11 protein-coding genes are annotated in these 14,640 nt (G+C 71.5%); 10 read left to right on the top strand and 1 reads right to left on the bottom strand.

Annotation, left to right across the window (positions count from 1 at the left end):
- The first annotated feature begins 1 nt into the window (after position 1).
- The 8 genes from KIP79_RS29390 to fxsT all read left to right on the top strand — a co-directional run bounded on the left by KIP79_RS29390 (position 2) and on the right by fxsT (position 11,411).
- Positions 2–1,219: a bifunctional 3,4-dihydroxy-2-butanone-4-phosphate synthase/GTP cyclohydrolase II gene (locus KIP79_RS29390; RefSeq protein WP_214108185.1), complete on the top strand. Its 1,218-nt coding sequence runs from the start codon at positions 2–4 to the stop codon at positions 1,217–1,219.
- Positions 1,219–1,689 carry a 6,7-dimethyl-8-ribityllumazine synthase gene (ribH, locus tag KIP79_RS29395; protein WP_214108186.1) on the top strand — a complete coding sequence of 157 codons (471 nt, stop codon included), beginning with the start codon at positions 1,219–1,221 and terminating at the stop codon, positions 1,687–1,689. The genes KIP79_RS29390 and ribH overlap by 1 nt, the downstream gene beginning before the upstream one ends.
- A gap of 31 nt (positions 1,690–1,720) precedes the next feature.
- Complete coding sequence (locus KIP79_RS29400; protein ID WP_308169950.1) at positions 1,721–2,173, top strand: PH domain-containing protein; 453 nt, start codon at positions 1,721–1,723, stop codon at positions 2,171–2,173.
- 345 nt (positions 2,174–2,518) lie between these two features.
- On the top strand, positions 2,519–4,675 hold the full coding sequence (locus KIP79_RS29405; RefSeq protein ID WP_214108187.1) for an FxsB family cyclophane-forming radical SAM/SPASM peptide maturase: 2,157 nt from the start codon (positions 2,519–2,521) through the stop codon (positions 4,673–4,675).
- A 28-nt stretch (positions 4,676–4,703) separates the two neighbouring features.
- Entirely contained in the window at positions 4,704–5,519 is an 816-nt protein-coding gene (locus tag KIP79_RS29410) for an AAC(3) family N-acetyltransferase (RefSeq protein WP_308169951.1), read from the top strand.
- Between the two features lie 7 nt (positions 5,520–5,526).
- Complete coding sequence (locus KIP79_RS29415; protein WP_214108189.1) at positions 5,527–6,189, top strand: TIR-like protein FxsC; 663 nt, start codon at positions 5,527–5,529, stop codon at positions 6,187–6,189.
- The gene (locus KIP79_RS29420) at positions 6,176–7,423 is read left to right on the top strand and encodes a TIR-like protein FxsC (protein ID WP_214108190.1); all 1,248 of its coding nucleotides are present in this window, start codon (positions 6,176–6,178) and stop codon (positions 7,421–7,423) included. The genes KIP79_RS29415 and KIP79_RS29420 overlap by 14 nt, the downstream gene beginning before the upstream one ends.
- Positions 7,410–11,411 (top strand): FxSxx-COOH system tetratricopeptide repeat protein, encoded by a 4,002-nt coding sequence (gene fxsT, locus KIP79_RS29425; protein ID WP_214108191.1) that lies wholly within the window; start codon positions 7,410–7,412, stop codon positions 11,409–11,411. Before KIP79_RS29420 ends, fxsT begins: the two co-directional genes overlap by 14 nt.
- Here fxsT and KIP79_RS29430 read toward each other — a convergent pair.
- On the bottom strand, positions 11,399–12,304 hold the full coding sequence (locus tag KIP79_RS29430; protein ID WP_214108192.1) for an alpha/beta fold hydrolase: 906 nt from the start codon (positions 12,302–12,304) through the stop codon (positions 11,399–11,401). The two genes, fxsT and KIP79_RS29430, sit on opposite strands and share 13 nt — an antisense overlap.
- Positions 12,305–12,647: 343 nt before the next feature.
- Here KIP79_RS29430 and KIP79_RS29435 point away from each other — a divergent pair, with 343 nt between their 5' ends.
- The gene (locus KIP79_RS29435) at positions 12,648–13,538 is read left to right on the top strand and encodes an AAA family ATPase (RefSeq protein WP_443611863.1); all 891 of its coding nucleotides are present in this window, start codon (positions 12,648–12,650) and stop codon (positions 13,536–13,538) included.
- The gene (locus KIP79_RS29440; RefSeq protein ID WP_308169952.1) at positions 13,528–14,631 is read left to right on the top strand and encodes a vWA domain-containing protein; all 1,104 of its coding nucleotides are present in this window, start codon (positions 13,528–13,530) and stop codon (positions 14,629–14,631) included. Before KIP79_RS29435 ends, KIP79_RS29440 begins: the two co-directional genes overlap by 11 nt.
- The last annotated feature ends 9 nt before the right edge of the window (positions 14,632–14,640 follow it).

Genomic DNA, 14,640 nt, shown 5'->3' on the forward strand with positions numbered 1-14,640 from the left:
TATGACCATCAGGCTGGATCCCATCGAGCGCGCGATCGCCGACATCCGTGACGGCAAACCGGTCGTGGTGGTCGACAACGAGAACCGGGAGAACGAGGGCGACCTCATCTTCGCGGCCTCCAAGGCCACTCCCGCGCTGCTGGCCTTCACCATCCGGCACTCCAGCGGGGTGATCTGCGTGGCCATGCCGGGCGCCGACCTGGACCGGCTGGGGCTGCCGCTGATGGTGCAGGACAACCGGGAGCGCATGCGCACCGCGTACACGATCAGCGTGGACGCCAGGGACGGGGTCAGCACCGGGATCTCGGCCGCCGACCGGGCCCGCACCATCCGGACGTTGTGCGACTCGGCCACCGAGCCGTACGAGCTGGTCCGGCCCGGCCACATCTTCCCGCTCCGGTACCGGGACGGCGGCGTGCTGGCCCGGCCCGGGCACACCGAGGCCGCCGTGGACCTGGCCCGGCTGGCGGGGGTCACCCCGGCCGGGGCGCTGGCCGAGGTGGTCAACGACGACGGCACCATGGCCCGGCTGCCCCGGCTGCGCGAGTTCGCCGACGAGCACGACCTGGCCCTGGTCTCCATCGAGCAGCTGATCGAGCACCGCCGCCGCACCGAGCGGGTGGTCACCCGGGTGGCCGAGACGCTGATCCCCAACGAGTACGGCCGCTGGCGCGCGTACGGCTACGTGAGCTCTCTGGACGGCGGCGAGCATGTGGCGCTGGTCTACGGCGACGACCTGGGCGACGGCGAGAACGTGCTGGTCCGGGCCCACTCCGAGTGCCTGACCGGAGACGTGTTCGGCTCGCTGCGCTGCGACTGCGGGGTGCAGCTGGACCACGCCATGGCGGCCATCGCGGCCGAGGGCCGGGGCGTGGTGGTCTACCTGCGCGGCCACGAGGGCCGGGGCATCGGCCTGATGGCCAAGCTGCGCGCCTACAACCTCCAGGACAACGGCCACGACACGGTGGACGCCAACCTGGAGCTGGGGCTGCCGGTGGACGCCCGCGAGTTCTCCAACGCCGGGCAGATCCTGGGCGACCTGGGGGTGAAGTCGGTGCGGCTGCTCACCAACAACCCGGCCAAGATGCGCGGCATGGACGGATACGGCATCAAGGTGCTGGGCCGGGAGCCGATGCCCATCGCGGTCAACCCGTACAACGAGAAGTACCTGGCGGCCAAGCGCGACCGCCTGGGCCACGACATTCCCGAGGAGATGTGATGAGCGGCGCCGGACGTCCGGAGGCGGTTCCCGTCGAGGCGGACGGCCTGACCGTCGGCATCGTGGCCGCCCGCTGGCACGAGAAGATCACCGACCAGCTGGTGGCCAGGGCGGTGCAGGCGGCCAAGGACTGCGGCGCGGTGCCCACGGTGGTCCGGGTGGCCGGGTCGCTGGAGCTGCCGGTGGTGGCGCAGGCGCTGGCCAGGCGGCACGACGCGGTGGTCGCCCTGGGCGCGGTGATCCGCGGCAAGACCGCGCACTTCGACTACGTCTGCGACTCGGTCACCGCCGGGCTGACCCGGATCGCGCTCGACGAGTCCACCCCGGTCGGCAACGGGGTCCTCACCTGTGACAGCGTGCACCAGGCGGTGGACCGCTCGGGCCTGCCGGGCAGCCACGAGGACAAGGGGTACGAGGCCACGGTGGCGGCGCTGGAGACCGCCGTCGTGCTGCGTGGGCTGACGTCCTGATCGAGGGGGCGGCGCGATACCGTACGGTGCTGTGCGTGATCCACTGCCGCCCCAGCTGCCCATGACCTGGCGCCCGCGCCGCGCCCGTTTCGTCGCGTACGGCCTGGCGGCGGTGATGGTCACCGGGGCCATCGTGCTGGCGATCTTGCTGCCCGCGCAGTTCAAGATCCCCGACCGGATCGGCATCCTGGTCTTCTTCGGCCTGGTCGCCTGGGTGCTGCACCTGCTCGGCCGCCTCCGGGTGGTGGCGGACGAGCGCGGCATCACCGTGGTCAACGCGCTGCGCACGCACCGCTACGAGTGGGCCGAGGTGCTGGACGTGACCCTGGCCGGCGCCGACCCCTGGCCCCGGCTGGACATCGCCGACGGCAGCGTGGTGGGCGCGATGGGCATCCAGGGCTCGGAGAAGCAGCGGGCCGCCCAGGCGGTGGCCGAACTCCGCCTGCTCATCAAAGCCAAGGGCGAGGCCCCCGAGGACCGCTGATCCGGGCTGATCGAGGGGGTGAGGATCGGCTACCCCACCCCGGATGACTGCTGGTGTAACGAGATCCGCCGGGGTAACGTCGGGGGGCACTCCGGATTTGGTACGACGTTGTGCCCAAGTCCTACTCCACGGGAAATCCTCGACAAGTCTCGATAAATGGGGTGGCGGGCTATGTCTGAGCTCATGTCTGACGTGGTGGTGGATCTCGCGGATGTGCCACTTGCTGAAATCGTCATCGACGACGGATCGGTGGCCTTCAACTCGGCGATCTGACCCGGCGGAAACGGGTCCGGTGCCGAGCCGAATGAGCCGGGTGGCGGTATGAGCTGGGCGGTGTGAAGCGGTATGGCCGGTCTCATCCCGCTCCGGCAGTTCGTGGTGAAGGTCGCCAGCCGGTGCGACCTGGCGTGTGATCACTGCTACGTGTACACGCACGCCGACCAGAGCTGGCAGGGCCGCCCGGCGTACCTGTCGGCGGAGACGGCCGCCCTGGTGGCCGACCGCATCGCCGAGCACGCCCGGCGCCACCGGCTGACCGACGTGCACGTGGTGCTGCACGGCGGGGAGCCGCTGCTGGCCGGGGTGGACCGGCTTCGCCGCACCGCCAGGGAGCTGCGCCGCGCCCTGGACGGCGTGGCCGCGCTTGACCTGCGCGTGCACACCAACGGCGTACTGCTGGACGCCGCGTTCTGCCGGATGTTCCGGGAGGAGGAGATCGGCGTCGGCCTGTCCCTGGACGGCGACCGGGCCGCGCACGACCGCCACCGGGTGCACCGTGACGGCCGGGGCAGCTTCGACCAGGTGGTCCGCGCGGTGGCCCTGCTCCGCGAGCACGCCCCGGAACGGTACGCGGGCCTGCTCTGCACGGTGGACGTGCGCAACGACCCGATCCGCGTCTACGAGACCCTGATCGGCCTGGAGCCGCCCAGGGTCGACTTCCTGCTCCCGCACGCCACCTGGGACAACCCCCCGCCGGGGACCGGTGGGGAGGCCACGCCGTACGCGGACTGGCTGCTGGCCGTCTACCGGCGCTGGCAGGCCGACGGACGGCCCACCCGGGTGCGCATGTTCGAGTCGATCATCCTCACCAGCCGGGGCGGCCGCAGCCTCACCGAGTCCCTCGGCCTCAGCCCCACCGACCTGGTCGTGATCGAGACCGACGGCGGCTACGAGCAGGCCGACTCCCTCAAGACCGCCTTCGACGGCGCCCCGGCCACCGGCCTCAACGCCCGCGACCACCCCCTCGACCTGGTGGCCGCCCACCCCGGCATCACCGCCAGGCAACTCGGCAAGGCCGGCCTCACCCCCACCTGCCAGAGCTGCTCCCTGGTGGACAGCTGCGGCGGCGGCCTCTACGCCCACCGCTACCGAACCGGCACCGGCTTCCACAACCCATCCGTCTACTGCACCGACCTGACCGAACTCATCCAGACCATCCGCGACGGCCTGCCACCCCGTCCCCCCGAACTCGGCTTCTCCGCCGACATGCTGGAGCTGCTCGGCACCGCCCGCGGCGACCCCGCCGAGGTGGCCCACCTGCTCAGGGCCCAGCGTGGCCTGACCCGCAAGGGCGTCGCGCAGGCCACCCGGGTCTCCGGCGTCTGGCCGTTACTGGTCCGCCTGGACCGCGAGCACCGCGCCGCCGTGGACCACGTCTTCGACTATCCGTACGTCCGGGCCTGGGCGGCCGTGCAGCGGCGGCGTGGCCAGGTGGCGGTCGAGCACCGGGGCCACCTGGCCGCCATCGTGGCCGCGGTGGCGTTGCGCGCGGGCGAGCGGCTTCGGGTCAGGGTGCCGGTCCTGGACGGCCGGGTTCACCTGCCAGGCCTGGGCAGGCTCACCGTGGGCGAGGGCACCGAAGCCCAGGTCACCGTCTCCGACGGCACCTTCGAGGTCCGCGCAGGACACCGCAGGTTCGGCCCCGGCGACCCCGCCTGGGAACCCGTCCGGGTCCTGTACGACGGCGACCTGACCGTGCTCCTGGACGACGTCGACCGCTACCGGACGGGCTTCGGCCCCCAGATCCGCGAACGCCTCGACGCGGCCGAGTTCGACCGCTTACGTGAGGTGTTCGCGGCAGCCTGGGACCTGCTGGCCCGGGAACACCCGAGCCGTGCGGCCGCGATGCGCTCAGGGCTGCGCGTGATCACGCCCGTGGCGGGCGACGGCGCGGTGACCCGCGCCGCCTACGGCGCCGTCGCCCTCGGCCCGGCCACCGACCCCGCCGCGATGGCCCTCACCCTGGCCCGCGAGTTCCAGCGCGCCCAGCTGGGGGCGCTGGACGACATGTTCCACCTCACCGAGGGCAACCGGGAGGCCGAGGAGCGCCTGTACGCGGCCTACGGGCGGCTGGCGCACGCCGATTACCTGGGCGCGGCGGGGCGCACGCTGGCCCGGCAGGCGGGCGACCTGCTGGATGATCCCGCCCTGTTCGATCTGTCCCCGCTGGGAAAGAGACTGGTGGGCGAGATGCGCAGGGCGGCGGCCCGGCTCGGCCCGTGAAACCGATCGCCGAACTCTGGGGTGCTGGGTGACTCCTTCTGACACGGAAGTGGTCCACACCCGTGCCACGCTCGCGCGCGACCTGCGCCGGATCGGCCTGCCCAGGGGCGGCATCGTGCTGGTGCACTCCTCGCTCAGCGAAGTGGGCACGGTGGCGGGCGGCCCGGCCGCCGTGATCGCCGCCGTCCGCGACGTGCTCGGCCCGGAGGGCACCCTGGTCGCCCCTACCTTCACCGAGCACAATTCCCTGTCGTCGAATGCCTATCTTGAGGCCGTACAGGGCATGACGCCCGCCGAGAAAATGTGGTATCACGCGCAAATGCCGCCATTTGATCGTGAAACCATGCCTTCGCGCGGCATGGGGCAGATTCCGGAGCAGTTACGGATGACCCCCGGCGCCATTCGCAGCGACCATCCGCAGACCTCGTTCGCCGCGCTCGGCCCGGCCGCGGCCACGCTCATGGACGGCCACGATCGGAAATGCCATCTCGGCGAGCTTTCCCCGCTCGGCGCGATGTACCGGACCGGCGCCCATATCCTCCTGCTCGGGGCCGGCTACGACTCCTGCTCGGCATTCCATCTCGCCGAGTATCGTCAACCGGAACCTCCGGAGGCGGTCTACCGTTGTGTGGTCAAGACGCCGGACGGACGACGGGAATGGTGCGAATATATGGACATCGTTCTTGATGACACGGACTTCGCTTGTATTGGTGAAGCGCTTGACCGAACGGGAATCGTCAATCGCGGAGAGGTCGGTTCCGCCCCGACCCGGCTCGCTCCGATGGGCCCGGCCGTGGACTTCGCCACGCGCTGGCTCGCCGAGAACCGGCGCGGAACAGGCTGAGGCCGGCATGACGCAGATCCGGCCGGGCGCGCGCAGACACGATCCCCCCACGGCGTCCAAGACGGCGGATCCGTACTTCTTCCTGTCCTACGCCCACGCGCCGTCGATCCGGGGACAGGACGACCCGGACTATCTCATCGAACAGGTGCTCACCGACCTGTCCACCCACATCATGCACATGACCGACCACCCGGACGGGCCGGTCGGAATCATCGACCGGCATATTCCCGCCGGAAAAGCCTGGAAAGCCGACATCCTCGGCGCGCTCGCCCGCTGCCGGGTGCTGCTGGCCTTCTATTCCGACCGGTACTTCTCCAGTGAGTGGTGCGGCATGGAATGGCACGCGTTCAGCGTCCGGGAGGACCTGCACGCCAATCTCACCGGCAATCCGGTGCACGCCATCGTCCCGGTCTTCTGGACCCCGGTGGACCAGGAGGACCTGCCCGAGGTCGCGCAGAGCCGCCAATTCAGCTTCGCCAACATGGGCGACCACTACAAAAGCGGGGGACTGTACGGACTGGCTGCCCGGCGCCGTTACCGCGACGACTACGACGTCGCCACATTCGAGATCGCCCAGAACATCGTGCTGACCGCGAAGAGCACCCGGCTCCGCCCGTGCGGCACCCAGGATTTCCCCGACCTGAGGAACGTGTTCGATGAAAGCGAATGACATCGGACCATATTTCTTTCTCAGCCACGCCCGGACGCCGTCGGCCCCCGCCGACCGCGCCGAGTCCAACCGGTTCGTCGGCAAGTTCTACCGGGACCTCAACCGGGGACTGGCCGAGTTCGCGGGCCGGGTGACCGGCTTCATGGAGGAACGCCGCGTGGCGCCCGGCGTCCCGCTGCCCGAGGACGTGTTGCGCGCGGTCTCCTCCTGCAAGGTGCTGGTTCCGCTCTACTCCGATCGGTACTTCGCCGACCAGGCCTGCGCGGTGGAGTGGAAGCTGTTCACCCGCAGGGGGGAGAGCGGCGCCGCCCCCGTGCTCGGCTCCATCGTGCCCGCGGTGTGGAGCCCCGTGGACTTCTCCGAACTCCCGGCCGAGGTGCGTTCGGTGCCCTTCGACCCCACCGAGTTCGGCTCGGCCTACGCCGACTACGGCCTGTACGGCCTGGTCAGGCTCTCCCGGTTCGAGACCGAGTACCACACCGCCGTGCGCCACCTGGCCGAGCGCATCGCCGCCGCGGGGAGCCGGTCCCACCTGCGGTCCGGCTGGGGCGGGCCCGCCGAGGTGCGCCCGGCCGCCTTCACCGGTTCGACCACCCGGCCGCCGCTGCGCCTCATGGTGGCCGCCCGGCCCCGGCCGGGGGACTCGCCGCTGGACTGGAACCCCTACCACTCCCGGTCCGGCAAGCCGATCGTGGCGCTGGCCTCGTACCTGCTGGCGAACCTGAAGTACCAGCCGAAGGCGGTGACCTTCGAGGAGGCCGCGCCCGGCCTGCTCGAAGAGACCGTGCCCGCCGGGCCGGGGCTGCTTCTGGTGGACCCCTGGGCGCTCGCCGATCCCGCCGTCGCCGACGGGCTCCGCCGGTTCGACGAACTGGACCGTCCGTGGATCCGTGTCATGGTCCTGATCGGCGCCGGGGCGGACCGGAATTCCGATAGCGTGACGAATCTCACGCGCCAGGTGGCCGCGGTGTTCCGGAACCGGTTCGCCGCCGAGGAGCGGTCGTCCACGAAGGAGGCCCTCCGCGGCATCGTGTCCGTCGAGGAGTTCGAGGCGATCCTGCCCCATCTGGTGCGCATCGTCAGCAAGCAGTACCTGAAAAAGCTGACGGAGAACCTGGAAAGTGTGACGCAGACCGCTCCCAGCCAGGCCGCGGAGTTCCCGCGGCCCCGCCTGAAGGGTCCTGCGCTGTTCAACGGCGATCGCGACGCGGAGGAACGGCATGACCGGCCTTGATGGTCAGGCAGTGCACGAGGTTCAGCACGAGGGCACCCCCGAGCAGGAGGGTCATATCGTGACCTTCTACTCGTACAAGGGCGGCACCGGCCGCACCATGTCCCTCGCCAACACCGCCTGGATCCTGGCCAGCGCCGGAAAGCGGGTGCTGGTGGTGGACTGGGACCTGGAATCGCCAGGACTGCACCGGTTCTTCCAGCCGTTCCTGGATCCGGAGATCGTCGAGTCCACCCCGGGGGTCATCGAGATCCTCACCGACTACGCGCACGACGCGGTCCACCCCGGCGTCGACTTCGCCGCGCTCATCGAGCGGCACGCCAAGGTGCTGGCCAGCGCCGTGTCCATCGAGTGGGACTACTTCCCGCCCGGGGGCGGCCTGGACTTCATCTCCGCCGGGCGGCAGCGCCGGGAGTACTCGGCCCAGGTCTCCAGCTACGAGTGGGACGACTTCTACGACAAGTGGCACGGCGGTCAGTTCCTGGACGCGCTCCGCAACGACATGAAGCGCAACTACGACTACGTGCTGATCGACAGCCGGACCGGGCTGAGCGACGTCTCCGAGATCTGCACCGTCAACCTGCCCGACACCCTGGTGGTCTGCTTCACGCTCAGCAACCAGAGCATCGAGGGCGCCTCCGCGCTGGCCAGGGAGATCGACGACCGGTACCACAACCGGGGCATCCGCATCCTGCCGGTGCCGATGCGCATCGAGGAGGGCGAGAAGGAGAAGGCCGACATCGGCCGGGCGCTGGCCCGCAGCAGGTTCGGCCGGTTCCCGACCGGCATGACGGAGGAGGCCGCGCGGCGGTACTGGGGGTCGGTGGAGATTCCGTACCGGCCGTTCTACGCCTTCGAGGAGATTCTCGCGCCGTTCGGGGACGCGCCCGGCCTGACCTCCTCCATGCTCACCGCCTGCGAGCGGCTCACCGGGGTGATCTCCGAGGGCGAGGTGCGCGCGCTGGCGCCGCCCAGCCGGGGCGGGCGGGCGGTCACCGCCGAGGAGGCCGAGAAGCTCCGGCTCCGCTACCGGCAGCACTTCCTGCGCCGCCCGGTGGTGCCGAGCACCCGGGTCTGCGTCAGCTACGCCCCAGAGGACCGGCTCTGGGCCGAGTGGATCCAGGCGGTGCTCCGCTCGGCCGGGCTCAACGTCACCATGCTCAGCTCCGGGGACATCCCCGGCGCGGCCGAGGAGAACATCGGCCGGATCGTGCAGGAGGTGGACCGGGTCATCGCCGTGGTGTCCTCGTCCTACCTGCGGGCCAGGCGCTCCCTCCAGGTGCTCGGCGCCGCCGCCGAGTCCGACCCGTCCGGCGCCCGGCACCTGCTCATCCCGGTCCGGGTCGGCGAGGTCAGCCTGATCTCCCCGCTCATCGACAGGGAGCCCGTCGACCTGCGCCGGATGACCCCGCAGCAGGCGGTGACCGCGCTGCTGCGCCTGTTCGACCGGCGGCCCCCCGCGCAGGGCGAGGAGGGCAGGACCGCCGCGCCGCGCTTCCCCGGCGAGGCCCCGGCCGTCTGGAACGTGCCCACCCGCAACGCCGTCTTCACCGGCCGCGGCATCCTGCTGGAGAACCTCCGCGACCAACTGGTGGCCGGCGGCTCCACCGTGGTGCTCCCGCAGGCCCTGTACGGCCTGGGCGGGGTCGGCAAGACCCAGGTGGCGCTGGAGTACGCGCACCGGTTCATGGCCGACTACGACCTGGTCTGGTGGATCCAGGCCGAGCAGCCGGGCCTGGTCGCCTCGGCGCTGGGCGAGCTGGCCGCGCACCTGAACATCGAGTCGCCCGACAACCTGCTGGAACCGGCCAGGGTGGTGCGGGACGCGCTGCGGCGCGGCCTGCCGTACAGCCGGTGGTTGCTGATCTTCGACAACGCGGACGCGCCCCAGCAGATCGAGCGGTACCTGCCCGGCGGCTCCGGGCACGTGATCATCACCTCCCGCAACCAGTCGTGGAGCCAGACCGCGGCCCCGCTGGAGGTGGACGTGTTCAGCCGGGCCGAGAGCCTGGAGCACCTCACCCGCCGGGTCAAGAAGCTGACCGCCGAGGACGCCGTGCGCATCGCGGAGGCCCTGGGCGACCTGCCCATCGCGATCGAGCAGGCGGGCGCCTGGCTCGGCGAGACCGGCACCACCGTCGAGGAGTACCTGTCCCAGCTGGACGGCACCCTGTCCGGCATGCTCTCCATGGGCACCCCCGCCAACTACCCGTCCCCGGTCGCGGCCACCTGGAACGTCTCGTTCACCGCGCTGCGCAGGCGGTCCCCGGCCTCGGTGCGGCTGCTGGAGCTGCTGGCCTTCTTCGCCCCCGAGCCGGTCTCGCTCAGCCTGGTGCGCAGCGACGCGATGCGCCGCTGCCTGCTGCCCTACGACGACGCCCTGCACGAGCGGATGGTCATCGGCAAGGTGATCCAGGAGCTGGGCCGCTTCGCGCTGGCCAAGGTGGACCAGAGCGGCAACTTCATCGAGGTGCACCGCCTGGTGCAGGCCGTGGTCCGCGACCAGATGTCACCGGAGCTCCAGGAGCAGACCGTGCACGAGGTGCACAACGTGCTGGTGGACGCCCGCCCCACCGAGGGCGACACCGACTCGCCGGAGAACGGGCCGCGCTACGACCTGATCTGGCCGCACCTCGGCCCGTCCAGGGCGGGCGAGTGCGACGAGGCCGAGACCCGGCACCTGCTCATCGACCGGGTGCGTTTCCTCTGGCAGCGCGGCGAGTACCAGGCCGCCCTGGAACTCGGCCAGTCGCTCAAGGTGACCTGGGAGACCAAGCTCGGCGAGGACGACCGGCAGACCCTCCAGCTCCAGTCCCAGGTGGCCAACGTGCTCCGTTCGCAGGGCCACTACCAGCAGGCCCGCGAGCTGGACAAGGAGGTCTTCGACAAGCAGACCAAGGCGCTCGGCAAGAACCACCCCAACACGCTGATGACCGCCGCCGGACTGGCCGCCGACATGCGCGCCCTGGGCGAGCTGACCGAGGCGCTGGAGGTCGAGCGCACCACCTACGACCTGTGGAGGGAGGGGTACGGCGAGGACAACCCGCGCACCCTGGGGGCGGCCAACAACCTGGCGGTGGCGCTCCGCCACGTCGGCGAGTTCCACCGCGCCCTGGAACTGGACGAGAACACCCTGCAGCGGCGCCAGGCGGTGATCGGCCACGACCACCCGTTCACCCTGTCCTCGGCCAGCAACCTCGCCAGGGACCTGCGTGAGCTCGGCGACTTCCGCGGGTCGGTCCGGCTGCTTGAGGAGAACATGGCCGCGCACATCCGCGTGCTGGGCGCCGAGCACCCCAGCACCATGCGCGCCGCCAAGAGCCTGGCCGCCGCGCTCCGGGTGGCCGGCGAGTACGCCAGGGCACTGGAACTGATCAAGGACACCCACAACCGGCTGAGCCGCCGCGCGGTCGCCGGCTCACCCGACTCGCTGGCCTGCACCCTGGAGCTGGCCTGCACGCTGGCCACCTGCCAGGAGCCGGGCCAGGCCGGGGAACTGTCCGCCGGGGTGATGAAGGAGTTCGCCGCCGTGCTCGGCCCCGACCACCCGTACACCCTGGCCGCGGCCAACAACCTGGCCATCTACCGGGCGGCCTGCGGTGACCTGGCGGGCGCGGCGGAACTGGCGGCCGACACCCTGGACCGCCTGCGGGCGCGCATGCCGGACGGCCACCCGTTCATCGCGATGTGCGCGATCAACCTGGGCGTGGTGCGGATGCGGCAGGGCCACCCGGAGTCGGCCGAGGTCCTGTTCGCCGAGACCGCCGAGTCGCTGCGCGGCAAGCTGGGCCCCGAGCACCCGGACACCCTGGTCTGCCTGAGCAACCTGGCCTGCGCCGTCCAGGCGGCCGGGCGGCCCGGCGAGGCCCAGGACCTGCGCGCCCGGCTGGCCGCGCCCAGCTTGCGGGCGTTCGGCGAAGGGCACCCGGACCTTCAGGCCATCCGGGAGGGGCTGCTGGCCAGCCGCCCCCTGGAGCCTCACCCCTGGTAGACGCCGGTGACCGGCCGGGGGGACTGACTCCGGCCGGTCAGCCAGGGCAGGATCTTGGGCAGCGCGTCCAGCGCGCCGAAGTGCGCGACGCCCGTCTTCAGGGTGAGCGAGGCGGTCGGGATGCGGTCGGCCAGCCAGAGCGAATGGCTGATCGGCGAGAAGACGTCCTCGGCGCCGTGCCAGAGCAGGACGGGCACCGTGATGTCGGCCGGGTCGAAGCCCCAGGGCCGGGCGAAGGCCACCGCGTCGTCGGCCCAGCCGTCGGCGGAACGGCGGAGCGCCTCGGCGTAGTTCTCCTCCAGCATCCTGCGGATACCGGTGTCGGAGACCACCCGCCGGTCGGGCTTGGGCAGTTCCGAGTAGAGCGAGGCGATGAGCCGTACCGGATTGGCCTTGATCTCGTCGGCGGTGGCCCTGAGCCGCTCGATCAGGTGGGTGCGGCCCTGCAGGGCGGCGGTGTACTCGGCGATGTTGGACTCGGTCATGCCGGCGAACCACTCCAGGCCCTCGGCGTCCCGCGGGGCGAGGCTGACCAGGGCGGCCGCCCGGGTCACCCGGTCGCCGAGCAGGGCCGCGCAGGCCAGCGCGTGCGGGCCGCCGCCGGAACGGCCGACCACCGCGAACTTCTTCAGGCCCAGGGTGTCGGCGATCACCTGGACGTCCTCGGCGCAGTCGGCCACCCGGCGGCCGATGTGCGAGTCCGACTGGCCGTAGCCGGGGCGATCGTAGGTGATCAGCCGTACCCCCAGCCGGTAGAGCAGGCCGCTGCGCGGCCGTGGCCCGAGGCGGCTGCCCGGCGTGCCGTGCAGTAGGAAGACCGGATCTCCGGTGGGGACCCCCCGCTCCTCATATGACAGGAGTCGGTCCTCGGCCGCCTTCACGACCTCGGTCAACGGTTCCTCCTCTGGTAGATCGGCGGGTGTTCCCCGGGAGGAAAGCGTAAGGGTGCCGTGGAGCCAATGGGAGTCAGTGCCGGATGGCGCAAGACTCTCAAGCCCATCTTCGCCCACGCTGGCGCGGGGCTGAAGGCGACATCGTCAACCGTGGCGCTTTCGAGGGCAGACTGTCACCGATGGGCGCCAGATGCCAGAAGATGTGGGTATGGAGGAGACCTTGGGCCGGTGAGCCGTCGATGAACCGCTGGTGAACCACTGGTGAGGGTACCCGTCCATCTGAATGTTCTTTGGGCGGAATTGGCTGGAGCGGCGGCGCGGGCGCGGGACGTAGCCTTGGTCTGTGTGGGAACGGACGGCCCGGGCGGCTGACATCGCCTCTCCGGCGGCACTGGCCGCGCTGATGGAACAGCACGACTACCTCGCCGGAGAAGGGCTGGCCACCGCGGTCTTCCTGGCCCTGAAGATGGGACGGCCGCTCTTCCTGGAAGGGGAGGCGGGCGTCGGCAAGACCGAGCTGGCCAAGACCCTCGCCGCGGTGCTGGACGCCCCGCTCATCCGGCTCCAGTGCTACGAGGGCCTGGACGCGGCGCAGGCCCTCTACGACTGGGACTTCGCCCGGCAGCTGCTGCACCTGAAGGCGGCCGAAGCGGCGGGCGCCACCGACGTGAAGGCGCTGGAGGGGGAGATCTACGACCGCCGTTTCCTGATCGCCCGGCCGCTGCTGCGGGCGCTGGAGACGCAGCCGGCCGTGCTGCTGGTGGACGAGGTGGACCGGGCCGACGACGAGTTCGAGGCGTTCCTCCTGGAGGTGCTCTCCGACTTCACCATCACCATCCCCGAACTGGGCACCGTGGCCGCCGCCGTCCCGCCGACCGTGGTGGTCACCTCCAACCGGACCAGGGAGGTGCACGACGCGCTGAAACGGCGCTGCCTCTACCACTGGCTGGAGCACCCGAGTTTCGACCGGGAGGTGGCCATCCTGCTGCGCCGCCTCCCCTCCTGCACCGAGGCCCTGGCCGGCCAGGTGGCCACCGCCGTCGCCCGGCTCCGGGAGGCCGACCTGGTCAAGCCGCCCGGGGTGGCCGAGACCCTGGACTGGACCGAGGCCCTGCTCACCCTGGGCGCCACCCACCTGGACCCCGACCTGGCCGCCGCCACCCTGGGCGCGGTGCTGAAGTACCGCGAGGACCAGCAGCTGGTGGTCAAGAACGGCCTGCTCCGTGACGGCTGACCATCGGCTCGCCGGCTCACTGGTGGGTTCGCTGGTGGGCTTCGTCCGTACGCTCCGGGCGGCCGGGGTGCCCGCCGACCACGAACGCGCCCGGGGGTTCCTCAGCGCGCTGGCACACCTGGACCCGGCCAGCGAGCAGGACGTCTACTGGGCCGGGCGGCTCACCCTCTGCGCCGGGCCGGACGACCTGCCCCGCTACGACCGCTGCTTCGCCGCCTACTGGGCGGGGCTGCGGCCGGGGCCGGCCAGGCCGGCGATGACCGTCACGGTCACCCGGTACACCGCGACCCCGGCCGGCGCCAGGGAGCAGGGGGCCGAGTCCGACTCCAACGTGCTGCCCGCCACCGCCAGCCGGATCGAGGTGCTCCGCAACCGGGACGTGACCCGGCTCACCGAGGCCGAGCGGGCCGAGGTGCACCGCATGCTGGCCCTGCTCAGGACCGCTCGCGAGCAGCGCCGCACCCGGCGGTTCTCGCCCGCCGCGCACGGGGTGCTCGACCCGCGCAGGACGGTACGCGAGACGATCAGGCGGGGCGGCGAACCGGCCAGGCTCCGGCTGCGCACGCGGCGCTTCAAGCCCCGCCGGGTGGTCATGCTGGCCGACGTGAGCGGTTCGATGGCCGCCTACGCCGACACGCTGCTCCGGTTCGCGCACGCGCTGGTCCGCGCCGAGCCCCGGGCCACCGAGGTGTTCAGCGTCGGCACCCGGCTCACCCGGATCACCGCCGAGCTGCGCCACCGCGACCCGGCGACGGCCATGGCGGCGGTCTCCGGGGCCATCCCGGACTGGAGCGGCGGGACCCGGCTGGGCGAGGAGCTGCGGGAACTGCTCCGGCTCTCCGCCGCCAGGGGCGCGGTGGTGGTGATCGCCTCCGACGGCTGGGAACGCGGCGACCCGGGCCTGCTGGCGGCGCAGATGGCCCGGCTCTCCCGGCTGGCACACCGCGTCATCTGGGTAAACCCGCACAAGGGGCACCCCGGCTACGAGCCGCTCACCGCGGGCATGCGCGCCGCGCTGCCGTACGTGGACGAGCTGGTGGCGGGCCACAGTCTGGGGGCGTTCGAGGAGTTGGCGGAGCGGTTGAGTCAATGAGAAAGGCGT

Source organism: Acrocarpospora catenulata (genome assembly GCF_018476525.1).
GTDB classification, from domain to species: domain Bacteria; phylum Actinomycetota; class Actinomycetes; order Streptosporangiales; family Streptosporangiaceae; genus Acrocarpospora; species Acrocarpospora catenulata.